The 24,608-nt window shown below is 33.1% G+C and carries 23 protein-coding genes and 1 pseudogene; 5 read left to right on the plus strand and 19 right to left on the minus strand.

Going from position 1 to position 24,608, the window contains the following annotated elements:
* Positions 1 to 15: 15 nt before the first annotated feature.
* The 7 genes and pseudogenes from HND39_12400 to asd form a co-directional block, all read right to left on the minus strand.
* On the minus strand, positions 16 to 1,515 hold the full coding sequence (locus HND39_12400; GenBank protein QKJ97016.1) for a PAS domain S-box protein: 1,500 nt from the start codon (positions 1,513 to 1,515) through the stop codon (positions 16 to 18).
* Between the two features lie 61 nt (positions 1,516 to 1,576).
* Positions 1,577 to 1,735 (minus strand): annotated as a pseudogene (locus HND39_12405) (aspartate-semialdehyde dehydrogenase).
* Between the two features lie 43 nt (positions 1,736 to 1,778).
* Positions 1,779 to 2,414, minus strand: a complete 636-nt coding sequence (locus HND39_12410; protein QKJ97017.1) for an MjaI family restriction endonuclease — start codon at positions 2,412 to 2,414, stop codon at positions 1,779 to 1,781.
* Positions 2,407 to 3,702, minus strand: a complete 1,296-nt coding sequence (locus HND39_12415) for a site-specific DNA-methyltransferase (protein ID QKJ97018.1) — start codon at positions 3,700 to 3,702, stop codon at positions 2,407 to 2,409. Before HND39_12415 ends, HND39_12410 begins: the two co-directional genes overlap by 8 nt.
* A gap of 157 nt (positions 3,703 to 3,859) precedes the next feature.
* A complete protein-coding gene (locus HND39_12420; GenBank protein QKJ97019.1) occupies positions 3,860 to 4,390 on the minus strand; it encodes a hypothetical protein in 531 nt (176 codons plus the stop codon).
* 139 nt (positions 4,391 to 4,529) lie between these two features.
* The gene (locus tag HND39_12425) at positions 4,530 to 5,099 is read right to left on the minus strand and encodes a hypothetical protein (protein ID QKJ97020.1); all 570 of its coding nucleotides are present in this window, start codon (positions 5,097 to 5,099) and stop codon (positions 4,530 to 4,532) included.
* 111 nt (positions 5,100 to 5,210) lie between these two features.
* Positions 5,211 to 6,260, minus strand: coding sequence for an aspartate-semialdehyde dehydrogenase (gene asd, locus HND39_12430; GenBank protein QKJ97021.1), 1,050 nt, complete (start codon positions 6,258 to 6,260; stop codon positions 5,211 to 5,213).
* Between the two features lie 50 nt (positions 6,261 to 6,310).
* Here asd and HND39_12435 point away from each other — a divergent pair, with 50 nt between their 5' ends.
* Entirely contained in the window at positions 6,311 to 7,084 is a 774-nt protein-coding gene (locus HND39_12435) for a hypothetical protein (GenBank protein QKJ97022.1), read from the plus strand.
* On the opposite strand, the gene HND39_12440 is transcribed toward HND39_12435, so the two are convergent.
* Complete coding sequence (locus HND39_12440; protein ID QKJ97023.1) at positions 7,081 to 7,488, minus strand: YbaN family protein; 408 nt, start codon at positions 7,486 to 7,488, stop codon at positions 7,081 to 7,083. The genes HND39_12435 and HND39_12440 overlap by 4 nt on opposite strands.
* Positions 7,489 to 7,683: 195 nt before the next feature.
* Between HND39_12440 and HND39_12445 the strand changes: the two genes are divergently transcribed.
* A complete protein-coding gene (locus tag HND39_12445; GenBank protein ID QKJ97024.1) occupies positions 7,684 to 8,097 on the plus strand; it encodes an acyl-CoA thioesterase in 414 nt (137 codons plus the stop codon).
* On the opposite strand, the gene menE is transcribed toward HND39_12445, so the two are convergent.
* The 11 genes from menE to HND39_12500 all read right to left on the minus strand — a co-directional run bounded on the left by menE (position 8,076) and on the right by HND39_12500 (position 20,580).
* A complete protein-coding gene (menE, locus tag HND39_12450; GenBank protein QKJ97025.1) occupies positions 8,076 to 9,536 on the minus strand; it encodes an o-succinylbenzoate--CoA ligase in 1,461 nt (486 codons plus the stop codon). The genes HND39_12445 and menE overlap by 22 nt on opposite strands.
* 6 nt (positions 9,537 to 9,542) lie before the next feature.
* Positions 9,543 to 10,442 (minus strand): 1,4-dihydroxy-2-naphthoate polyprenyltransferase, encoded by a 900-nt coding sequence (locus HND39_12455; protein QKJ97026.1) that lies wholly within the window; start codon positions 10,440 to 10,442, stop codon positions 9,543 to 9,545.
* Between the two features lie 101 nt (positions 10,443 to 10,543).
* Complete coding sequence (menB, locus tag HND39_12460) at positions 10,544 to 11,410, minus strand: 1,4-dihydroxy-2-naphthoyl-CoA synthase (protein QKJ97027.1); 867 nt, start codon at positions 11,408 to 11,410, stop codon at positions 10,544 to 10,546.
* Positions 11,411 to 11,467: 57 nt separating this feature from the next.
* A complete protein-coding gene (menH, locus tag HND39_12465; GenBank protein QKJ97028.1) occupies positions 11,468 to 12,289 on the minus strand; it encodes a 2-succinyl-6-hydroxy-2,4-cyclohexadiene-1-carboxylate synthase in 822 nt (273 codons plus the stop codon).
* Entirely contained in the window at positions 12,286 to 14,064 is a 1,779-nt protein-coding gene (menD, locus tag HND39_12470) for a 2-succinyl-5-enolpyruvyl-6-hydroxy-3-cyclohexene-1-carboxylic-acid synthase (GenBank protein QKJ97029.1), read from the minus strand. The genes menH and menD overlap by 4 nt, the downstream gene beginning before the upstream one ends.
* Positions 14,048 to 15,457 (minus strand): chorismate-binding protein, encoded by a 1,410-nt coding sequence (locus HND39_12475; protein ID QKJ97030.1) that lies wholly within the window; start codon positions 15,455 to 15,457, stop codon positions 14,048 to 14,050. Before HND39_12475 ends, menD begins: the two co-directional genes overlap by 17 nt.
* Positions 15,458 to 16,369, minus strand: a complete 912-nt coding sequence (gene rsgA, locus HND39_12480; protein ID QKJ97996.1) for a ribosome small subunit-dependent GTPase A — start codon at positions 16,367 to 16,369, stop codon at positions 15,458 to 15,460.
* 187 nt (positions 16,370 to 16,556) lie between these two features.
* The gene (locus tag HND39_12485; GenBank protein QKJ97031.1) at positions 16,557 to 18,017 is read right to left on the minus strand and encodes a hypothetical protein; all 1,461 of its coding nucleotides are present in this window, start codon (positions 18,015 to 18,017) and stop codon (positions 16,557 to 16,559) included.
* Entirely contained in the window at positions 18,014 to 18,367 is a 354-nt protein-coding gene (locus HND39_12490) for a hypothetical protein (GenBank protein QKJ97032.1), read from the minus strand. Before HND39_12490 ends, HND39_12485 begins: the two co-directional genes overlap by 4 nt.
* 5 nt (positions 18,368 to 18,372) lie before the next feature.
* The gene (locus HND39_12495; GenBank protein QKJ97033.1) at positions 18,373 to 19,638 is read right to left on the minus strand and encodes a hypothetical protein; all 1,266 of its coding nucleotides are present in this window, start codon (positions 19,636 to 19,638) and stop codon (positions 18,373 to 18,375) included.
* Between the two features lie 171 nt (positions 19,639 to 19,809).
* Complete coding sequence (locus HND39_12500; GenBank protein ID QKJ97034.1) at positions 19,810 to 20,580, minus strand: hypothetical protein; 771 nt, start codon at positions 20,578 to 20,580, stop codon at positions 19,810 to 19,812.
* A 196-nt stretch (positions 20,581 to 20,776) separates the two neighbouring features.
* On the opposite strand from HND39_12500, the gene HND39_12505 reads away from it, so the two are divergent.
* Genes HND39_12505 through HND39_12515 form a run of 3 tightly spaced genes read left to right on the plus strand, consistent with a single transcriptional unit; the run spans position 20,777 to position 24,599 of the window.
* Positions 20,777 to 22,585: a tetratricopeptide repeat protein gene (locus HND39_12505; GenBank protein ID QKJ97035.1), complete on the plus strand. Its 1,809-nt coding sequence runs from the start codon at positions 20,777 to 20,779 to the stop codon at positions 22,583 to 22,585.
* Positions 22,582 to 23,367: a DUF4292 domain-containing protein gene (locus HND39_12510; GenBank protein ID QKJ97036.1), complete on the plus strand. Its 786-nt coding sequence runs from the start codon at positions 22,582 to 22,584 to the stop codon at positions 23,365 to 23,367. The genes HND39_12505 and HND39_12510 overlap by 4 nt, the downstream gene beginning before the upstream one ends.
* Complete coding sequence (locus tag HND39_12515) at positions 23,361 to 24,599, plus strand: peptidoglycan DD-metalloendopeptidase family protein (protein ID QKJ97037.1); 1,239 nt, start codon at positions 23,361 to 23,363, stop codon at positions 24,597 to 24,599. The genes HND39_12510 and HND39_12515 overlap by 7 nt, the downstream gene beginning before the upstream one ends.
* The last annotated feature ends 9 nt before the right edge of the window (positions 24,600 to 24,608 follow it).

The raw sequence follows: 24,608 nt of genomic DNA on the forward strand, positions 1-24,608 counted from the left end.
CTTAAAATCCTCGTTTTAATTTCCTATAGGAAGCTTAATTGTAAACTTAGTCCCAATCTCTGGTTTGCTGTCAACTTCAATATTACCTTGAAAACTTTTAATAATTCCATAACTAACCCACAATCCAAGACCTGTACCTTTTCCCTGCGTCTTTGTTGTAAAAAATGGTTCAAAGATTTTATTTAGATTTTCTTCTTTAATCCCGCTACCTGAATCAATAAATGTAATAACCGCTTCATCATCAACCAACGCAGATTCGATGCTTATTCTTTTTTCTTGTTTATCGTTTTTGCTTTCATTAATTGCATCAATTGCATTCAATACAATATTTACGAAAACCTGCTCAAGTTGATCAGCAACAAGCGGGAGAGTAGGTAATTCTCGGCTTAATTTAACATCGAAAATTACATTTTTGGCTTTTGTACCAACTCTGGTAATTTCAACAGCTTCCTTCAAACAATCATTAATATTTACTCTCTGAAGTTCAAAATTTGAAGGACGTGAAAAATCAACTAAGTCTTTAATTATTTTTGAAATACGTGTTACCTGATTTTTAACGAGTGCTAATTTTTCTTTTATGAACACATCTTCGGTATTTCTTTCTGCAACCTGAACTAATGCTGAAATGGATGCTAATGGATTACCAACTTCGTGAGCAACTCCGGCAGCTAAGGTACCGATGCTTTCCATTTTTTGAGTGTGAATTAATTGTTTTTCGAGTGTTCTTTTTTCACTCAAGTCGCGGTGAATTCCGAAATAGCCGGTAACATTTTGATCTTTGTCGAAGATAGGTGATATAAGTAGTTGTGTGAAGAATGGTTCGCCATTTTTCTTCTTATCTTCAACTTCACCAAACCAAACCTTGCCGCCGGAAATAGTTTGCCACATTTTATCCCAGAATTTTTTTGGTAATTTACCGCTTCCAAAAATTCTTGGATTTCTTCCGAGCAATTCTTGCTTTGAATAACCACTCGTTTTGATGAACGCCGGATTCACATAAATCATTTTACCATTTAAATCTGTAATCAGGATCGGGTTTAAACTGCTTTCTACAATATTGAAGAATCGCTGCAGTTCTATATCCTTTACTTTATCTTTGGTGATATCTTTAACAATAGCAAAAACTAATTCTCTTGTTTGTATTTCTGTAGAAAACTTGTAATAGGTAAATGAGATTTGAACATCAATGTCTTTATCTCCATTTATTATTTTAGTCTCAATTTCACCGACTTTACCAAAACTTATACTTTGGAAGAAAACGTTATTAACACTTTCACGATTGAAAATATCAATTAAGTCAAGAAAATTTGTTGGCTTCGGTTTAATAGATGATTTTATGTATTCGTCAGCCTTTGCGTTCATTCTTAGTATCTCGCCACGAATATCAAGAAGAAAATACATATCAGGTAGCGAATCAAAAATTTCGAAACCGAACATCGGATTTGAATCGGTCCGTCCTGATACTCCGGAGTCAGTTAGAACAGATTTGTTTTTAAAATTTCCAGATGAGTGCATAATTGATTAATAAAAATTATGTTAAGCACTTTTGAAAGTTATATTCAATTAACTTGTCCATCTACAAAATATCCTTAGCTTTCATTAATTCTGCACAAAGAATTGCACCACCTGCTGCACCTCTTACAATATTATGAGAGAGTATCACAAAACTGTAATCAAATATTTTGTCTTCACGCAATCTTCCAATTGACACAGCCATACCTTTATCCAAATTCCGTTGATGTATTCCGAGAGGTGGAATGTGAAATGGATTTTTTTTCCTATAATTTTTTTAATCTCTCAACTTCATTTTTGATTTCATCAATAATTTCTTTATTAACAATATCTTTCATCCCATTAATCTTAGTGGAGAATATATAAAATACTTTACCGCCAAAAACATCCGTAAATTTTAGATGGGTTTCTTCTTGGATTGCTCGTTCTTTGAAAATTTCTGGCAACTGAATCCCTTCATTAACTGGTTTAATTTGAAGTCCAATATATTTTTCATTTATTTTAATAAAAAAGTCAACATTGAATAATCTATCCCAGTCGTCAGGAGCTGGTTCAATTTTTATTTCCAATATTTTCTCAAGTTGGCCATAGATTGTTTCTATTTCAGTCATGTAACCATCGAAAGTTCTATTGATTACAAGATTAATCATATAATCAATACAGTCTTGCTCTGTTATATCTTCAAGTTCAGCCTGGACAACTTCCGATATTTTAGTGTAAAGTTTCTTGCCTAACTCAGCAATATGCTCTTTACTTTTTACATTCTTAAAATAGTATTTTTCCCAATCATCAATAGTTTTAGGTGAGCATTTACGGATGGATTCAGAGGTTGGTCCTACATTTCTTTTAAAATTTAATTGAAAGCGATTCATCACACTATTTAAAATCCATTCTTTAGCCATTCTGGTTTGTAACTAAATGGAGAAATTTAGTTTTGTATTTGAAATTAATCGATGTGTCAACCGTTACGAGTTTTTCTTTAATGAGATGAGCGTTTATAAAAGTTTTATTCTGTAGGTAGAGATAACAGAGTAATTGATTCTTTTCGTCATACTTTTGTTCATCAAATTTTAAAAATACTTTTTGACCTTTCGTTTTTGAAATCAAGTACTCTTTTGCCTTGCCATTGATTTCTGTCTTTTCTTTAACACCAATCAATCTTATAGTTAAATCGTTATCCAGCTTAACTAATTCAGGACTTAAAACTTCTTTTATAGAAAAATATTCTTCTCTTTTGCTTCCATTCTTATCCAACTTAGATCCAAATTGAAATTTTTTTGGATCAACTTTCTTGTTAAAATTATGTGGATCAATATACTTATATGGAAGATTTTCTAATTCCTTAACAAAATTAATTTTTTGTTTTTTTTGTGTAATGAAGTCGTATGCATTTTCATCAAAAATATCTTTGTGATTTATAGATAATTTTTCTTTGATTAATGGTACAAATTCTGAATTAATTTCGTAACCAACCGAATTTCTATCAAGATTTTTTGCTGCAAGAGTTGTTGTACCGCTACCAAGGAATGGGTCTAGAATATTATCACCTACAAATGAAAACATTTTTATTAATCTTTTTGGTAATTCTTCAGGAAACATTGCTAAATGATTATCTTGTCGAACTCCAGGAAAATTCCAATGACCTTGAAAATATGTGTTCCATTCCTCAATAGTCATTGCTGATCTTTTTTTAAAGTCATTATTTGGCTTTGGAGAATTACCGGGTTTTTTAAATAAAAGAATAAATTCATAATCAATTTTCAGAATTCCATTTCTTGGGTAAGGAAAAGAACCCATTATAGTTGCACCGCCTGTTGTATTGGAAGTGGTAACTTTTTGCCAAATAATTGCACCCATATAGTCAAAACCTCGTATCTCACAAAACTTGATAATTTCCGTTCGAATTGGAATCACTTTGTATCTTCCATAGTAAATGGCTCGAGCAAACTGATCGCCAATATTCACACAAAGTCGACAACCTTTATGTAATACACGAAACGATTCATCCCATACTAGATTTAAGTTGTTAATATAATTTTCGTAGCTATCATTATATCCGACTTGGTTTTCAGATCCATAGTCTTTCAATTGCCAATATGGGGGAGATGTGATAATTTGATGAATTGATTCATTCTCCAACTCTTGCATTTTTCTTGAATCGCCAATAATTATTTGGTGATTTGTTTTCATATAATCATAAAATTGTTTAAAACTGTTATTAAAATAACAAATCTTACTTATATAGTCTTGTAACTACCTTAAATAATTCCTTTTGCTTTCATTAGATCAGCACAATTGCCAAATGCGAAAAAATAGTCAACTTGAGGCACTTGTTAGACAAATAAATTTATTTTTTAAGTTTATTTTGTAGCTCATCTAACACACCTTTAATAGCATCTTCTGTAACTTCTTTGATATTTGGTGGAAGAAAATATGAATTACCTAAATAAGTATCGTGAGAGGCAAAAAATATAACTTTTTCATCGGAAGGTTCAACAAACTTTAATACTAATTTTGCATTTATTTCTCCAAATGAACCATTGAAGTAAGTAATTTCTCCAAGTAAAAAAGCGCCTTGAGAAAAAAATCTATTTTTTAAATCCTCATTTAATTCTGAACGATTGACTATTTGGAATAAATTTCTTGAATTCAGTTCTTTCTTAAAGTGGCTATTAATTGTATCAGCTTCTGGTACATTAATATTATTATTTTCTGTTTTAATAATTAAAGGTAAAATATCAACATATTTCAAATTGAAAACATAATTCTGATCAATAATTTCACTTTTACTTCCTATCATTGAAGTGCCAATGCAACCACTTAAACTTATTAATGACACAAATAAAAAACACAAAATAACGCATTTTGAATGACTCATATTTTTGTATCTCCAGAATTGCCTAACTATTACTTTTTCCGAATTCTCAACTAAATAATTCCTTTTGCTTTCATTAGATCAGCACAATTGCCAAATGCGAAAAAAGCAGTCGGGTTGAGTTGCTGGTAATATGGCATTTTTATTTATATACTAATTTTGCGGATATAATTTTGTTATTAACACTGTGAATAATATAAAATTGATTTTCCTTTAATATTGTTTCTATATCTTTATTGTCTTTAAGATTTCCTTCGATTGAAATTTCGTAATCTGTCTCTAAAACATATTCTAGTATATCTTTCTCGAACAGTATTTCTGCTCCATCAAACTTAACTCTCGGAATAGAATCATTTTTAACATATTCGACAAAAGCTTGAAGTTCTTTTTCATTTGCTTTTAAGGTTATCACTGTATTTTGAAGAGTAACTTTTATATTGTCATAATATTTTGAGAGATACTCATAGTAGTAAAGACTATCTTTTTCTTTATTTATATCTAAACTATCTAAAATCTCAAAGTAATGATTATCTCCCTCCATAAAAAACCTTCTCTTACTTTCAGTTAATTCAATCCCTAAGTTAATTGCCTTGAAAGCAGAAGATGATACTAACCTATTTTGAAAGTCATTTATTTGAGAAGTAATATCAATTTTAGCACACCCATTTAAAAGGAATAATGATATTACAAAAGTTTTAATGTTTGAAAACACTTTTATCCAACGATTAAATATTATGCCATATAAGTATTTCTTATACCTAATTGTCAATACGCTTCAGCAGATATTCAGGGATTATTTTCTTATCAATCAACCAATTCCCAACTAAATAATTCCTTTTGCCTTCATTAGTTCTGCACAAAGAATTGCCCCGCCGGCTGCACCTCTTACAGTATTATGAGAGAGTATCACAAAACTGTAATCAAATATTTTGTCTTCACGCAATCTTCCAATTGACACAGCCATACCTTTATCCAAATTCCGTTGATGTTTTGGTTGAGGAAAAGTCTGATCATTACTGTAGTAAATCGGCTGGTTTGGAGCAAGCGGAAGATTCAATCGCTGAGGTTCAGCTTTAAATTCTTTCCAGACTTTAATTATTTCCTCAGTAGTCGCTTTATTTTTAAGTTTCACCTGAACACACTCAGTATGTCCGTCTGTAACATTAACGCGGTTGCACTGCGCACTAATTATAAAATTATTAAATACTATTTCCTGACTATTTAAAGTTCCCAATATTTTCAGAGGTTCAGATTCAACCTTCGATTCTTCTCCACTGATAAATGGAATCACATTATCTTCGATATCAAGGTTAACTACTCTAGGATGTCCGGCGCCCGAAATTGCCTGCATAGTTACTACGCTAACTGCATCTAATCCAAAACTATCGAGAAGTGGTTTCAGTGCAATAGTAAGTCCGATAACGGAGCAATTTGGATTTGTTACAATGCAACCTTTACCAAATTTTTGAATTTTGATTAATCCGAGATGTTCAGGATTTACTTCAGGAATCAGAAGAGGAACATCATTATCCATTCTATGATTTTTGGAGTTTGAAATTACTTTGTATCCTGCCTGAGCAAAATCTGTTTCGATTATGCCAGCAACTGATGAATCCAATCCTGAAAAAACAATTTTTGACTTTAACACCGGTTCACATTTTTGAACGACAATGTTTCCAACTTTTTCGGGCAGGGCAGAAGATAAAAACCAGTCAACGGCAGCTTTATATTGTTTTCCTGCAGATTTATCCGAAGCACAAAGTTCAGCTATTTCGAACCATGGATGGTCAGCTAAAAGTTCAATAAATTTTTGACCAACACTGCCTGTTGCTCCAAGTATGGCAACTGGAATTTTGTTTGATAATTTGTTCAATTTCTATCGGAGATAATTTATTATTTTAACGGTGCGTAAGATAATAAATATTGTTAACTATCGATATGAAATTAGCATTAGTCCAATACAATCCTGTCTGGGAAGACAAAGAGGCGAATAGAAAAAAAATCCTTTCTTTATTAAAAGGAATTAACGGAGTTGAGCTTTTTATCTTTCCTGAAATGACTCTCACAGGCTTTACCATGATGTCGGAGCAGATGTCAGAGACAATTCAAGCCGACTCATTCAGATTTTTTTCAAAGATTGCAATCGAAAAGTCAACCAATATTTTTGCGGGAATAATCGAAAGAAGAGATAAGAGATTATATAACACGCTTATTCATATTAAACAGGATGGAAATCTCACAAAATTATATCGAAAAATTCATCCGTTCTCATATTCAGAAGAAAATAAACACTATAATGCTGGTGTAAAACCAGCCTACACAAAAATTAGAAAATGGAAAATAGGTTTAACCATCTGTTATGATTTACGCTTCCCAGAACTTTTTAGAAAATACGGAAAGAAAAAAGTTCACCTGATAACTAATATTGCAAACTGGCCTGATACCAGAATTGATCATTGGCGATCATTGTTAAAAGCAAGAGCGATTGAGAATCAATGTTACGTTGCAGGTGTCAACAGAGTTGGGAACGATCCGAAATTGAGTTATCCGGGTTTCAGCAGTGTATTTGATCCGATGGGAAAAGAAATAGTTTCAGTTGAGAATGAAGAAAAAGTGATTCAAGTTGAGTTAGATAAAAATTATGTTAACGAAGTGAGAGAGAAGTTTCCTTTTTTGGATGATATTAAACTAATTTAATTCTTCCTGGTTTTTACAAGTACCAGATGAATTGTTACACCAACCGCGATTAAAAACAGGAGTAAACGTATATACCATAATTCAGTGAATAAAAATGCTGAAACAGATATCATTAACCACAATAATGAAATGTTGATAATCTTCGATTTAATTGTTAACCCGGTACCATCTTGATAATTCTTAATATACATTCCTAAAACTTTATGATTCCGCAACCATTCATTCGCTTGAGGAGAACTCTTTATGAAGCATGCAGAAGCAAGAATCAGAAAAATTGTTGTCGGAAGAACCGGAAGAAATATTCCAATAACTCCGATTGTTACAAGCAGAAATCCGGAAACAAGATAAAAGTATTTCATCGCCGATGAAAGTGTTTTTACCTGAATTTTTTGCTTTGAAGCCATGCTTAAATTCTGATGATTAATTAAGTTAAAAAATAATTAATGGACCATTTACTATATATGATCTTGATCTGCAATATAGAAAATATTCCTTTCGAACCGTATATTTCAATATAATAAAATTAATTTTTTGATACGATAGCAGACGTGCAATGTTAATCAAAAATACAAATAACCAAACGAAATAAATCATCTGTTATGTTTACAATAAAAAGAAAAATAAATTTTTACGAATGCGACCCCGCAGGTATTTTATTTTATGCAAAGCTTTTTGAAATCAGTCATTCTGTGTATGAAGAGATGATAAACAGCTTTAATTTAAAAAAGAATTATTGGGTTAACGATGAGTTCGTAGTGCCAATCATTAAAACTGACGGTGCATACTTCAAACCACTAAAATCGGGAGATACTATTTCAATAAATCTTACCGTTACGCATCGTAAAGAAAACTCATTTGAATTGACGTATGAATGGATCAATGATTCAGGTGAACTTTCAGCGAAGGCAAGAACGGTTCACGTTTTTGTTGATAAAAAAAGATGGCTGAAGATACCGATTTACGCTGAAATTGCTGATGGTCTTGAAGCACATCAGAGAGACGTTAATCTGTAACGGTTAATCAATTTATCTTTTTCTGTTTTACCAAGTTCTGTTTTGGGGATCCGATCTGTAAAGAAAAATATTTTTGGAATTTTGAATGATGATATTTTATCCTGTAAGAATATCTGAAACTCATCGGAAGAAATTTCAGGCGATTTATCTTTTGTTACAATGGCTGCTGCAATAATCTCCCCCCACTGCTGATCTTTTAACGGGAACACTGCTGCTTCAGTAATTTGCGGATGTTGTAGTAATACTTTTTCAACTTCCGCCGGATTTACATTTTCTCCTCCCGTTGAAATCAAAAAGTTCTTTCTTCCTTCAATGAATAAATAATCATCTTCATCAAGATATCCGATATCTCCTGTGAGGTAAAATCCGTTTCTAAATGTTTGTTTACTTTCATCTTCGTTAAGATAACCTGACATTAAAGCATTTGATTGAACTGCAACTTCTCCAATCTCAAATGGTTTTAATTCGATACCATTCTGATCAACAACAACGATTCTATTAGTCGGAATTGCTCTGCCAACAGAATTAGATTTCATTAAAAATTCATCCTTTAAAAGAGCAGAGACAAATGAAGAAGTTTCGGTAGCACCATAAACCACATTTATTGGCCATCCGAGTTCGTAAGCGTTTCGAATCAACTCTGAATCGGAAAATCCACCGCCTATGAGACAATTTTTCATTTCCTGATTTGGTGTCATTCTTTCGTCAACTACTTTTTTTAGCTGGGCAGAAACAAGAGAAAGAAAAGTTGGCTGATAATTATTTATTGAATTAATTAAATGATCAATAGAAAGTGAATCAGGAATAATTAATGGAATTCCGAATATCAGTGATCTTGTAATAGTTGAAAAACCTCCAATATGGTAAAACGGAAGACTTGCAAGCCATCGATCACTTTGAGTATATCGCAATAATTTATTGCTGTTAAGAGCACTATTGTAAAGGCTGTTAAATGAGAGAATTATTCCCTTTGATTTATTTGTTGAACCGGAACTAAAAATAATAACTGCAGAATCACTCAATTTTAGTTCATCTCTTCCGATAAAATTTTGTCCAGCTTCGCTCAGGTGATTGTTGATAAATTTTTTGTCTCTGCCATTAAATAATTCTTTGAATTCCTCCTGAACGATTATTGATTTACAATCTGCAAGTTTTAATTGTTCATCAATCTCTGATTCATTGAGCCTGGTATTGATGAGGACAGGTACCGCAGAGATTTGCCAAAGCGCTAAAGTATCAATCACATAATAAATATTGTTCTTACTAACGATTGCAACATTTTCTCCGGAGCAAATATTTTGTGATTTCAAACTTGATGCTCTGTTTAATACTATTTGTTTCAATTCATCAAACGTGTAAGTAACTGATGAAGATATTATTGCTTTAGAATTGGTTGATTGTTTGAGCAGCAGAAATTTTTCGGGATTGAGATTCTTCATTGTAAGTTAAAGAATCAAACCAAGTGAAAACAGAAGACCAAAAAGTCCGGCAAATTTAGCAGAAAGCTCGAGTGTTTTATTTAGTTCCTCACCTTTAAATGTATTCAGCATTTTAATTAAAACGAAAGTTAAAGGTAGTGTAATAAAGGGAAGAAATATCCAATGACTGAAATTAAAATGCAAAAATAAAATGATTGATGTTAGATAAGAGATTATAATCAGGAATATAAACTGCCATCGGGAAAACTCTCTGCCCAAAATTACAGCTAAAGTTTTTTTGTTTGCTTCCCGATCTTCTTCAATATCACGGAAATTATTGACTACCAGAATATTCGTGATTAACGCACCAACCGGAATTGAAACTAAAAATGCCAGATAAGAAATTTCCTGAGTGTGGAGATAAAAAGTCCCCATCGTACCAACTATACCAAAAAATATAAATACGAAAATATCGCCAAGTCCATTGTATGCCAGAGGGAAAGGACCCGCAGTGTAAATTATTCCGGCTAAAATTGAAAAGATACCAACCCAGAGAATTAATAATCCGGTTGAATAAACAAGATATAATCCAAGAATGAATGTCAGACCAAACACAAGTACGATAGCAATTTTCATTGCTTTGACTGTTATCAATCCGGAAGCAAGAACCCGCCGTGGACCTTTTCGTTTTACTGTATCAGATCCTTTTAAATAGTCGTAAAGATCATTTGTGAAGTTCGTTCCAACCTGAATCAGAATTGAGCAGAGCAGAGCAACTATAGAGTAAGAAAGAAAAAACTTTTTCATTGAGATTGCAAGCGCAGAACCAACCATTACAGGTACAACTGCTGCCAGCAAAGTTTTTGGTCTGCTGGCAAGCAGCCAGCTTTTAAATTTAGAGACATTATTTTTTAAGATGTCATTCATATAGTAATTTGAACAATAGAACGCTGATCTCGCTGATTAAGCAGATCTACTCAGATTTAAAATCAGCGTTAATCAGTTTGATCTGCGTCACCTGCGTTCTATTAAGGAAGTTTAGGAAATTTTTTAAAATCAGGTTTCCGTTTTTCAAGATAAGCTTTCTTTCCTTCCTGAGCTTCTTCACTCATATAGTATAAAAGAGTTGCATTACCAGCCAATTCCTGAATACCTGCCTGACCATCAAGAGATGCATTGAATCCGGATTTTAAAACTCTGATTGCCATTGGACTGTGCTGCAGAATTTCTTTAGCCCATCTGATTCCTTCTGCCTCAAGCTTTTTTAATGGAACCACAGCATTCACTAAACCCATCTTTAAAGCTTCATTCGCATTATATTGTCGGCAGAGATACCATATTTCTCTTGCTTTCTTTTGTCCGACTATACTTGCAAGAAAACTTGAGCCAAACCCTCCATCAAAACTTCCAACTTTTGGTCCTGTTTGTCCGAAGACAGCATTATCGGCAGCAATAGTTAAATCACACATTACATGAAGTACGTGACCGCCGCCGATTGCATAACCGGCAACAAGTGCAATAACAACTTTAGGAATACTTCTGATTAATTTTTGGAGATCTAAAACATTCAACCTCGGAACGCCATCTTTGCCAACATATCCTTTATCACCGCGTATTCGTTGATCGCCGCCTGAACAGAATGCGTACTTTCCATCTTTTGCGGGACCAGCACCGGTTAAGAGTATTACACCAATAGTTTGATCCTCTCTTGAATCAGAAAATGCATCATACATTTCAATGACAGTTTCAGGTCGAAAAGCATTTCTTACCTCGGGGCGGTTGATTGTAATTCTGGCAATCCCATCTATCTGTCCAGCCGGATCTTCGATTTTTTCATAGATGATGTCTTTATAAACACCGAAATCGGTTTTAACTTTTTTCCAATTATGTTTCATGGCAATCCTCATTTACTTTTAGGTTAGCGAGACTAAAATATTGAAAAAGACGTTCAGTTAGAACTTGCTTAAAAATCCATTAACCGCTTCGATGAATTTTTTTGGCTCTTCGAGATGAGTATTGTGTCCCGCAGTAGTAATAATTTTATGTTTAGCGACCGGAAATAATTTTTTAATATTTTTATTGATATTCGTGAACTTTTCATCCAGTCCTCCGGAAATCAATAAAACCGGACAATTAATTTTAGCTAATTCCTGACCGATGTACGGCATCACACCGGTTCCAAAACCTCTGAGCGAATTTGCTAAACCAGTTTTTGATCTTTTTGCTCTTTCTTCTTTCAGATTTTTTATTCGTTCATTTGAAAATCTTCTGAGTGTTCCAAATAATTCCTGATCCATCCACATAGTTAAAAAATCCTCAATAGAATTGTTTTCTAAGAAAGCAGCTTTTTCTTCATCATTTCTAATTCTTGTATTTCTTTCTTTTTCATTTTTAATTCCGGCAGTGGCACTTTCAAGAATAAGACCTTTAACTGAGGATGGATTTTTAGCTGCAAATTGCAATGCAAGTCTTCCACCCATCGAATATCCGCAAAGAACAATATCATTTAAATTAAGTTTATCCAAGAGAAACTCAATCTGATTTATAAGCGAATTGGTCAGATAATAATTCAATGAAGAAGGAGAACTGCTTTTTCCATGACCGGGTAAGTCAGGAGCAATTTTATTAAATCGCTTATCAATTTTTTGTGCTATATCATTCCAATCCTCACAAGAACCTGTGAATCCATGAAGGAAGAAAACTGTTTTTTTTGTTGAGTCAAACTCTGATAAATTCTCAACATTAAGTTTTATGTTTTCAAAGGTAATTATCATTTTGAAAATTCTTTATTTAATTTTTTCTTTACTTCGCTAAAATATTTTTCTCGCTGAATGACAGCTTTTTGTGCATCTGTTTTAATTTCGAGAACCAGTGGCAAATTTTTAATTGTCATTTCACTTAAAGCTTTATTAAATTTTTTCGGGTTGGTTATTAATTGATAATCAATACCAAACGAATTTGTGATTTCCTTTAAATCCATATTGTGAGGGGTCAGAAAATATTCTTTGAAGCCTTTAACTTTATTTGCAATCGGAAGCGATGCAAATATACCACCACCATCGTTATTTATTACAATTATTACAAATTTGATGTCATATTTATTCATTGTAATCAATGCAGAAAGATCGTGCAGGAATGATAAATCTCCTGTTATCAGAATTGTTGAAGTTTTCAATGATGCAACTCCGAGTGCTGTTGAAGTTATCCCATCAATTCCGCTGGCACCTCTGTTAAAATGAAAAGTAATTTTTTTTGAATTTTTACTCACAAAATTATCAAGATCTCTTACCGGAAGACTGTTGCCTATGAACAAGTTGGAGCCCGAAGGAAGTGCGTGTGTGATAAGTGAAATTAAAGCTGCTTCATTCGGAAATCCTGACTGATTAATAAAACCATGTTTAATTTTTTCACAAATAGTATCGGCTTTAATAAAACTTTTAATATAATTTGAACTCCGTCGAAATATTTTTTTATGTTTTAATTTCTCAGTAATCATTTCACAAAATACTTCAGGTTCAACAGATAATATTGCTTTTGCATTTCCTGCTGGATCAAACCTATCGCCAAAAGAATTCACTAAATATCTATCAGCATTTGTTTCAGCAATAAATTCTTCAATTACAGCAGAAGTCGGAGTTCTTCCGAATTGCAATATTATTTCGGGTTCAAAAGCTTGCTTGAAATTCTCTGATTTCAGTAATGAATTAAAATTTGCTATAATATTCTTTTCATTTTTCTTAACGCTGAATCGTAACTGGGACAATCCGTCCGCAATAACCGGATAGTTTAACAATCCGGATAATTTTTTTATCCCATCCAATGCTTTACGATTATATTCCATCGGACCAACAATAATCAACCCATTTTCAAATTTGATTAAGTCATCCGATATCTTATTTATTAATCTGCTGTTGAAATTATGATTTGATGAGTGAGTTTTCTTTGATAAAAAATTAATCGGTTTGATGCTGAGTATCTTCTTGTTCACTACATCAGTATATGATTCAGGTTCGAGCGGTTTTCTAAATGGAAAATTCAGATGTACCGGACCTTTGTCTTCGATCAAACTAACTTGATAAGCTTCGAATGCAATTTTTTGCAAATGATTTAAACCGATTTCACTAATTGCAGGCAAACCTAAATCTCTGAACCATCTTATATGATTTGCAAACAGATTATACTGATTAATCGTTTGATTTGCCCCGGAACCAATCAACTCAGGCGGACGATCCGCTGTACAGATAATTAATGGAGCTCTTTGCTGATATGCTTCAATAATTGCAGGATATAATTCAGCAACAGCAGTTCCGGAAGTTGTAACAACAATAACTGGTTTCCCACTTGCTTTTGCCAGACCAAGAGCAAAAAAAGCCGAGCTTCTCTCATCAATATGAACAAATGATTTTATCTTTTTGTTTTTTGATAGCACGTAAGTAAGCGATGTGCTTCTTGATCCCGGTGAGATACAAGCATACTTCACTCCAATTGATACAAGCTGATCAAAAAAAACTTTTGACCAAATGATATTTCTATTAACTTTTACTTTCATTTTCGAACAACGACAATATAGGGTTAAGCTTTAATTCGGTTTCGAGTAATTCTTCTTCGGGAATGGAATTTTTTAATAAGCCGGCGCCAGCAAATGCAATTACCTGGTTTCCTTTCACAAGTGCAGATCGAATTGAAACAGCGAGTTCACAATTTCCGTAAAAATCCAGAACACCAACCAATCCGGAATATAATCCACGGTCATGATTCTCCAATTCTCTTATCAGATTCATAGAATAATCTTTTGGAACTCCGCATACTGCCGGTGTTGGGAATAGTGAATCAATCAGTTCAAATAAATTTTCTTTAGAATTTAGCACAGCAGAAATCTTAGTTATTAAATGCTGAATGTTATCGAGTTTCCGGATTTGTTTTTCTTCAATGATGCGAACGTCATTAGAATATTTGATAAGGATATCAGAGATAAAATCACTCACTAACAAGTGTTCCTGATGATTTTTTTCACTCGACCTTAAAAATTTTTCCATCTCATAATCCGATTCTGTTTTTTCACCTCTCGGTGCAGAACCTGCAACTGATTCGACTTCTGCTGTTCGATCTTTAACTTTTAAGAACATTTCAGGTGAAGAACCAAAAAAGATTGAACTATTTTTTTTGAGAAAGAATAAATAGCAATCGGGGAACCTTCCGTACAGTTTTTGTAAAAGTTCATCCCAGTTTATCTCGGCATTCAAAAAAAAGTTGTGTGCTCTCGAAAGTACTATTTTCTGTAACGGTTCATTCTTTAGTGCTTCCAGTGCTTTTATTACATTATCATTCCAACTTTTTAATTGAATCTTGTTCTGTTCAATATCAACTGAGATTGCTTTTTTGGATGAATCAGGCGTCCGTGATTTTTCGCTGAATAAAACCATTAAATAATTTGTGAGATCATTAATCTTGCTGTTAAGATTAATTTCATTCTCACAGCAAAAATTGAAATACACATTCACATCATTTTGGTGTATAGAAAAAATAAGTTCAGGAATATATATTCTTAACGAATTAAAATCTTTCCAGATGAAATGTGTTTTTGACGGATCAAATTTAGCCCAACAGCAAATAGCCGTGTCAATTGGTCGTGAAATTTCGTCCTCGTTGCTCATGGAGTTATTTTTCCAGTAAGCATACTGATTTAATGCATCAGAAAAATTTTCAGCATATTCATTTATAAGTTCAACTGCGGAATTAATACCAATAAATGTTCTTTTGTTATTAGGGCTGGTGAAAATGAAAACGTCATCAAAATTTTGATTTATTTTTCCCACTAATAATAATGGATTAAAATATTCAAGCTTAAAGAAAAAGCTTATCAGTTTCCGTCCCCGGACATTATTTAGCGTATGTGTAAAATCAGCAAAATCTTTCTGGATTTTTTCAAAATTAAGATTCATCTAAAAATTTATATCATCCTCAATTGTGTCAAGAAGTCTTAAATAACTGTCATATCTTTCAACTGAAATTAAATTTGCTTCAACTGCTTTAATCACTGAACAACCAGGTTCATGATGGTGTGTACAGGTGCTAAATTTACACTCATTTATATATTTACTGAATTCAATAAAGTAATGTCCCAGATCTGATTTTCTGATTCCATAAGGATCAACTTCTCTTAAACCGGGTGTGTCAATGATAAAAGTACCGGGATTAACTTTTCGCATCACAGTAGTTACAGTAGTGTGAGTTCCTTTTGAAGTGGAATGGCTAACTTCACCAGTTCTGAATTTTAAATTCGGGAACATTTGATTAAGCAATGAAGATTTACCAACTCCTGAATGTCCCCAAAATAAATTCTTCGCATCGAATAATTCATCTATTAGTTTTTGAATTCCGAAACCAGACTCGACACTTGTAAGCAAAAATTTATAACCGATACTCTCATAAAGATTCTTCCATTTTTCAGCATTGCCTGATTCATCGAGGTCAATTTTGTTGAGAACAATAATCAGATTTAATTTTGAACTCTCAGCAGCAACCAAAAATCTGTCAAGTACACGATTATTAAAATCAGGGCGATGAATGCTTGTAACGACAACAACATTATCAATATTTGCGGCAACAACCTGTTCAAGACGTTCACCTCTGTAACTGGCTCCGCGAACTTTGGGAAGTTTTCTTGAAATGTAATTTATCCGCTTCTCAATTTTACTTATTACTCCGCTTCCATCCTTATTAAAATCGAATTGAACGGTATCGCCCACAGCAATGAAATCTGTAAAAAAAAGTTTGTCTTTTTTAAATTCGTAATCCTTTTTGAATTTACCTTTGAGTGAACATAGTATTTCCTGATCCTGACCTTCGGGTATCAGATAATATTGTTTGCTCTCTATTTTAGTTACTGTGCCTTTTATTACTTACTCAAGCTTTAAAATATGAGTACAAAAAATATGATGTTCAGATGTTCATATCAAATAAGTCATAAACCTGAATGTGAAGAAAAAAGAAAGGGAAGGCGAATAACTCCTTCCCATAATAAAAGTGTCGTTTGTCTGATCAGAAACTTGCTGAAAGGGTTACAATTACATTTTCAACAGTTATATCCTGGTATGTTCTTGAAACATTTGTGCCATAGTTATCACTGAAAGCTGTCCACCAGCCGTATGAGTAAGCTGCCTCGATTTTAAAAACATCTTCGAATATAATTCCTCCACCGAGAGTGATATATTTTTTGTCGAAGTCAGCAGGATCATCAATATAAGGTGATTGTAAATACATTACACCAGCACGTCCATAAATCGGTAAGAATGGAAGTTTAATTTCACCGCCTGCGTAGTAATTAATAGTTGCTCGAAACAACTCATCAATTTCTTTCTCTCTTTCTATTCTGTAATTAGAGTCAAATCCTTTTGTGAATTCCATCTGAGTATAGTCAATAACTTTAACATCACCGGAGAAAGTAAAGAGTAGAAAACTTGTTGAAGCACCCACAGCATATTCAAAAGGAGTTTTTACTTCATACTCGATTGGATCATTTATTGGTGTCTCCATCGAATATTCGTATCCGGTTCCGAATTTACTTTTTGCATTTACATAATACGTTTCCTTTACAGTGTAATAACTTGGAAACTTAACTGACGCGCCGAATCTGAAAAAATCTTTCCAGTTATAAAGCAGTCCAAGCTGAGCATCCCAGCCTGAAAGATCCCAATCAACTATATCATTGAAATAGAAAGACTGGAAATCTCTGGTTGTATTATCGCCGGGAACAAGTTGAAGGTCTGATGTATAAATATTTTGAGCATCATCTTCCCAATAATCTCTGTTGCTTGTATAACTTCCTGAAAGGATATTAAAAGTTCCACCCAGAAAAAATCCTTTGGCAAATTCCATTGAGCTTGCGAATGACCATTTACCAATATTGCCTTCTCTTTTTAATCTTTCTGACTGATTGAGAAGTCCACTGATGAAGGTAGTATCATAAAGATAATTATTAGTTAATGGATCTCTGACTTCATAAGCCAATTTTACTTCATTTGTAATTGGAACCTGATCGTTGTATTCTCCGGTTAAAGTCTGAATCATTGAATTATTTGCTGAATTGAATCCTGAGAATTCAAGTGTACTGTTGAAATCTTTAGTGTTATTGTATCCGAGGGCAAATACCCAGCTTCCTTTTGTTGTTGGAACCGGATAAACAAGACCAAACTGATTAAACGAGACAGATGATTTATTTATTCCGGTTGCAGAATTTAGAAAAGTAGCCTGATTACTTAGCGAGTTTAAATTCATTGCAACTGAGAGTTCGGATTTTTTTATCAGACCAAGACCAGCAGGATTAAAAAGTACGCCGGAAAAATCATTACTCAAAGATGTGAAACTGTTACCCAACGAAAGAGGTTTGGCACCCAGGTAAACTCCTGGTTCACTTAAAAGCAAAGCATCATTATAATTCTGCGACCAACTAAATTGAGTAATTAAAACTATAAGTAAAAACGCAATACTTTTTTTATTCATTGTGAATTTCTGTCCTTTTGCACAGGAGTTCTTACTGGTGGAACTGTATTTATAGTACCATCTCCTCGGTTACTTCCACCTTGCAAAGGTTCTCTCTGTCCATAACTATCTTTTGGTTTTTCAGGCAGCCTGTCTCTTTGAGGATTTGTGTCACCTGATGGTGGATAATAAACAGGTGGACTGGGTGGAGGAGGTGGATAATCAATAATCGGATCCGGTGAATATGGTGGTTCAACAGGAATGTAATAAATGATTACTTCTTGCTGTGTATAGTGTCTTGGAACAGTATAACATCCTGTGAGACCAACGAACACTAATCCGATAAAAAATAATAAGACAACAGTTTTCATTTTATCTATCTCCTGCCTCTGGAACCAGAATTATTTGAACCGCTGTTCCCACTTGGTGGTGAATAAGATCTTGGAGTATTATTTCCACTCGGCGGAGAATAAGACCTAGGTGTATTGTTTCCACTTGGTGGAGTATAACTTCTTGGAGGATTAGTATTCTGTTTCGGTGGAGTATACTGCTTCGGTGGATTAGTTGTCTTATTATCTCTTGAAGTATTTGTTCTTGGAGTATAATCTTTCTTTGGAGTCTGGTTATTATTCTTGATTACATTCGGCTGTTTGTTATAATTTTTGTCCGAACTTTTTCTTTCATAGGTTTTATTGTTTCCTGTGTTGAATAACTTTTTAGTTTCGTTACCGATACGATTATTCTTATTTATTTTTTCGGATGTGTTCCGCGTATTTCCGGTTAATATTTCTTTTGAAAGATCATTTCGTTTTTCTATGCCAAGAGATTTCTTAGTGGTTAACTCTCTATCCATTCCAAGCTGTTTATTATCTCTTGAAATTACTTCTTTTGTATTATCTCTATTTCGTTCGATATTATTTATTCCTACCAATTCTTTTGTAAAATCTCTTGATTTCTTTTCGATTCCCAAAGTACGATCATTTATATTATCACTACTTAAAGTAATATCTTTTCCTCTTATAATTTCGTCTCTTGAACTACTAATAGAACGATCTCTCATAGTTACAAGTGGATCTCTTGTGGACATACCATAATTTCTTCCACCAGAGTTATTTCTAACTCCAGATAAATACTCTGTTCTGGTTTTATATCCATTATAAGATAGGTATCCGCCATATCCGTAGTAATTATAGTAGTACGGATCATAATAATAGTAGCTCGGGGAATAACAGTAATAATATGGTGATGGATAATACCAGCCGTAACCACACCATCCAGCATAGTAAGGCCAGTAAGTATAATATGGATAATAACCCCAATAACCCCATCCCCAGCTAAATCCAATTCCAATACTTATTGTTGGAAAATAATCAACGTAATAGCTGCGGTACGGGAAGGGATAATCATAATAGTAATTGTTAATAATTGTACTTCCATCCTCAGTCATTTCAGAATCTGATTCAGAGTAATAATTTGAATCTATTTCACTGTCATCTTCAGAATAATAATTTTCATTTTCTGAAATGGCTTCGTCTTCATAAAGATCGGAAGAATCGGATGTAGCAACTTGTGTATAACATCCGGAGAAGGATGAAAAAATTCCGATTATAAGCAGACTTAAAAATATTTTTTTCGTTTTCATTTTGACCCTCGTTAATTATTCTATAATAATTTAAACAATTATCGAGCCTTCGTAAAGAGTTAAATTGAGTTCGAAAAAAACAGTTTTTCAATCTTTTGAGATGAATATCGTACTTATTATTAAACGAGCGTGTATATGTTATAGTACAGTTAAGTAGAGGTGCTTAACTTTTTAAAAGATACTTTTGATGTATTCAATTTTGAATGATCTATCCGCAGCATTTTTGCTATCAGGTTTATTACTCAACAAGTCTCTTAAATCAAAACCTGCTGTGAATCCGGTACCAATGGACCATCTAAGTCCGGCATTAAGATAACCTTTACCACTACCAAAGTCAGTATTGTTATCATTAAAAGCAAAATCATATTCAACTAACAAAGAAAAACTTGAACCGAGCGTTTTTTCTAAACCTGCTCTCAAATCTATAAAATTATCTCCATCATTTCCTTCCAAAGAATAGTTAACAACACCATGAAAACTCATATAACCAAGAAAATCAAAATTTTTACTTACGGCTCCAAAAAAACCTGGTGACTTAATCGCAAATCTGTCCGTGTCTTCCTCATATATTCCTTTACCCTGTGAGTCGAAACCAATTGTTATCGCAGGGAAAAATGTTGCTTCATTAATAATCCGACCACGAATGCTCACACCTGGCCAGTTATACCAATCAACCTTTCCTGAACCAATAAGATTATCACCACCATAAGAGATTCCGATGCTGACATTTTCGAAAACTCCGGCTTCAATTGATGCAATCAGAACGCCATAAGGTAAAATTTCTGTAGTAACTCCGACAACTCCTCTTTCCAGAACACCGGCTGTTGGCATATCGATGAGATATCTGTATTCATATTTAGCCATATCACCAGCAGAACCCTGGCAGAGTGATTGAAAAAGTGGAAAGGAGAGAATCAATATTATTTTATAAAGAATTTTCATAGTAATTAATTTCTCGTGTTAAAATTTAATTACTCAGGATAAGAATTAAAAATATTACTTTCGATAATTACTATCTTTAAACTCAGAACGATATTTTTTATTATGTCTGGTTTAAATTCTTTAATGCTGACCAAAGACATTTCACTTGTTATTCAGCAACACCAGTAATATATTTTTTGTTAAAATAATTATGATTATGAAAAAATATCTTGGACTCTTCATTTTTATTCTAATTGTAGCCGGATGTTCCAGTTCAGAAGTTACAAAGACGAATACATCAGATGAATCAAACATTGTTGATCCTCAAATTCGAAAGCAAAAAGCTCTTGAACATGTTGTCAACGGATCTATCGCAGAATCAAAAGGGGATTATTCACAAGCGATTAATGAATTTAATATAGCTTTAGATTATGATACAGGCGCAGGAATATGTTATTCTCTTGCAAAAAATTATTATACAGTTAACAAGCTTGGCAGTGCATTAAAATTTGCGAAAATGTCGGTTCAACTTGATACAACTAATTCGGAATATAAATTGCTGCTTGCAGATATATTTATTGAAGCAAGAGAAATTGATTCGGCAGCAGTTGTCCTCGAAAAAATTCTGGCAACTGATTCAACCGATGTTGGTACTTATTATAAACTTGCTGGTATTTATGAAAATAGCAGACCTCTCGAAGCTATAAAAATTTATAACAAATTAACTGAAATTATTGGATTAGACTGGAATGTGTTGTTACGGGTTGCTGAGCTTTACGAAAAATTAGGATTTAAAGATAAAGCGGCTGAATCAGTTGAAGGGCTGCTTGAAATAGATCCGAGTAATGTAGCTCTGCAAAAACTTGCAATAGATTTCTATATACGGAATGGGTATAATGATAAAGCGTTGAACATGGTAGATGAATTAATTTCAGTTATGCCTGATGACATTGAAGCACGCGAAAAACGCGCTCAGATATTCATAATTCAAAATGATTGGGATAAAGCTTCGAAAGAATTCAAATACATTATTGAAAAACCAGACGTTCCACTCGAATCAAAAATTTCGATTGGTGCTACATATTTTGCCAAATCATTTTCTGATTCAACAACACTGCCGGTAGCTAAAGAATTTTTTGAATTAATTGATAAAGATACATCTTACTGGCAGGTTAAATTGTATTTAGGTGCTATTGCTTTAAATGAAGGAAATGATTCTCTTGCAATTGAAAATTTTAAATATGTGACTGAAAATGCAAGCTGGCATGTCGAATCATGGGTTAGATTAGGAGGTCTTTATTTCGATAACAGACGTTATGAAGATGCAGAAATAATTATGCGTAAAGCAATTGAATTATTTCCGAATGAGTTCGCTGTAAATCTGATCCTTGGACTATCACTTGCGCAGCAAAACAAAACTCTTGAATCGAAAGATTATTTAAAAAAAGCTGTTGAATTAAATCCATCGGATGTTAATGCATTATCTGCCTACGGTTTTACTTTGAGTCAGTTGAACGAAAGTGATGAAGCGATTGAGTACCTGAATCGTGCGCTAAAGATTGATCCAAATAATGTAAGTGTAATTGGGCAGCTTGGTCTTTTATACAATAATCTAAATATGATGGCAGAAAGCGATAGTCTGTATGAATTAGCTCTCCAGATAGATTCACAAAATGCATTGATTAATAATAATTATGCATACTCTCTTTCCGAAAGAAACTTACAGCTCGATCGGGCATTACAAATGATTGAAATTGCTATGGCTGCTGATTCTTCAAACTCATCTTATCTTGATACTTATGGATGGATTTATTTCAAGCTTGGTAATTATAACAAAGCGTACTACTATATTCAAAAAGCTATTGGTGTTGATGGAGAAGGAAATGCTGAGTTATTAGAACATTTAGGTGACGTTCTTTACATGCTTGATAGAAAGGAAGAAGCAATAGATTACTGGGAAAAAGCCTTAAAACTTGATTCTGCTAATGAATCGTTAAAGAAAAAAATATCAACGGGTATAATTTGAAAATTTTCAGACTACTATTCTTTCCTGTATTATTAATTATTCTCGCTTCAGAAGGCTGTGTTCCATCAAAACCAATCGAAGACGAAGAACTGTTATCATCAGAACGGTTGATCAACAAGCTCGAAGCAAACAGAAGAAAAATTAAAAACTTTGAAGGTGTGGGTGTATTTGAAATTGAATCGGAACAATTCAGTAATAGTGCAAGTTTCCAGATAATAATGCAGAAGCCAGATTCAATTTACTTTTCTGTGCTTGGTCCATTTGGGATTGAACTTGCGCAAGCTTTAATAACCAAAGAAAAGTATGTTTTCTATGATGCCTTACAAAATATTGCATATCACGGTAATGTGAATGATAATGTTCTTCATAATATCTTCAAAGTAAATTTAACCTTTTCTGATATTCTCGATGCATTTCTGGGATCAGTAAATCTAACTCCGAATTTGTATAAACAGCCAAGTAATTATTCAGTCGATGGTGAAGAATATGTTTTGACTTATACTGATGATGATAAAAAGCTGACTACAATTTATAGAGTAGATATTCTCCAGTTAGGAATTACAGATTACAAATTCGTTTCATCCGATGGCAGTATAAATCTTGAAGGTAATTATTCAAAATTTGAACTTATTGAAAACGTTGCTATTCCATTCAACATCGAAATAACAAATAAGGTTGAGAATCAGAAAGTTAAAATCAGGTATAATAATATTTACGCGAATGCAAAAGGATTAAAAGTAAAGTTTGATTTACCGGTTGATGCAGAAATAATAGAATGGTGAAATCAACTACATATATATTTCTGTCACTTATTTTCCTCTCAATCAAATCATTTCCGCAATCCGGCGAAATTCAGCATAAAGAATCAGAACTCTCTTCAATAAAATCCGAAATCGAGAATCTTGAAAAAGAGTTAGCCTCAAAATCGACTGCTCAGAAAAAAACTTTTGAAGCAGTTGAAAATCTTAGCAGACAGAATCACTTACTGAACAAGATATTAGCTGACCTTCGATCTGAAATTAAGAAGAAGGATTCAGAAATAAAATCTGTTGAAAATAAAATCAGCCAAACCGAAAGTGAAATAAAAGTGCTTCAGGATAATTATTCTAAATATGTCAATGCTATTTACAGAAAAGGGCAATACAATGAACTTGAGAGTTTGATTGACGCTGAATCTGTTCAACAAGCTTTGGTACGAACTTATTACCTTCAGGTTTTTGCAACTCAACGAAAGAAAGACTTAGAAGAATTAAGAATAAAAAAAGCTGAACTGGATAATGCAAAAGGGATTCTGAAAAAAGAAAAAGTTGCGCAAGTAAAGCTGTTAAATAACAGGGATTCAGAAAAAAAAATCTTAGATAGTAAATTAAAACAGAAAAGAACAACTCTTAAATCAATTGAAAAAAATAGTAAAGAGCTTAAAAAAATTTTAGCTGCTAAAAAAGAATCACAAAAGAAAATTGAACAGCTTATTACAAAATTGATGGAGCAAGAAGCAATTGATAACGAGCAGAAGATTGCTTCAATTAATAATTCCGACGTTAAATCTCAAAACATAAAAGATGAAAATATTGGTTATGAATATGACTTAAGCACTGTATCATTTGCATCATTTGCAGATTTAAAAGGAAAAATGATCTGGCCAATGCATAAAGGAAAAATAATCAGGAAGTTTGGTGAGAACAAACATAAGTCGTTAAATACTGTTACGTTGAATTACGGTGTTGATATAAAAGCTGATAAAGACAAAAATGTTCGTAGTGTTGGAGAGGGAGTTATTGCAGCAATAGATTGGCTGCCGGGTTATGGAAATGTGATTATAGTATCACATAAAAATGATTATCGAACTGTGTATGGTCACGTTTCGGAGATATTTGTTTCGGAAGGTGATAAAGTTAAATCAGGATCAGTGATTGCACTTGTTGATGAAGGTATTGACGGATATGTTTTACATTTTGAAATCTGGAAGGGAAGAGATAAGCAAAATCCGGAACTTTGGCTGGGGAAGAAGTAATTGCTATGT

Source organism: Ignavibacteriota bacterium, from assembly GCA_013285405.1.
Lineage (GTDB): Bacteria > Bacteroidota > Ignavibacteria > Ignavibacteriales > Ignavibacteriaceae > IGN2.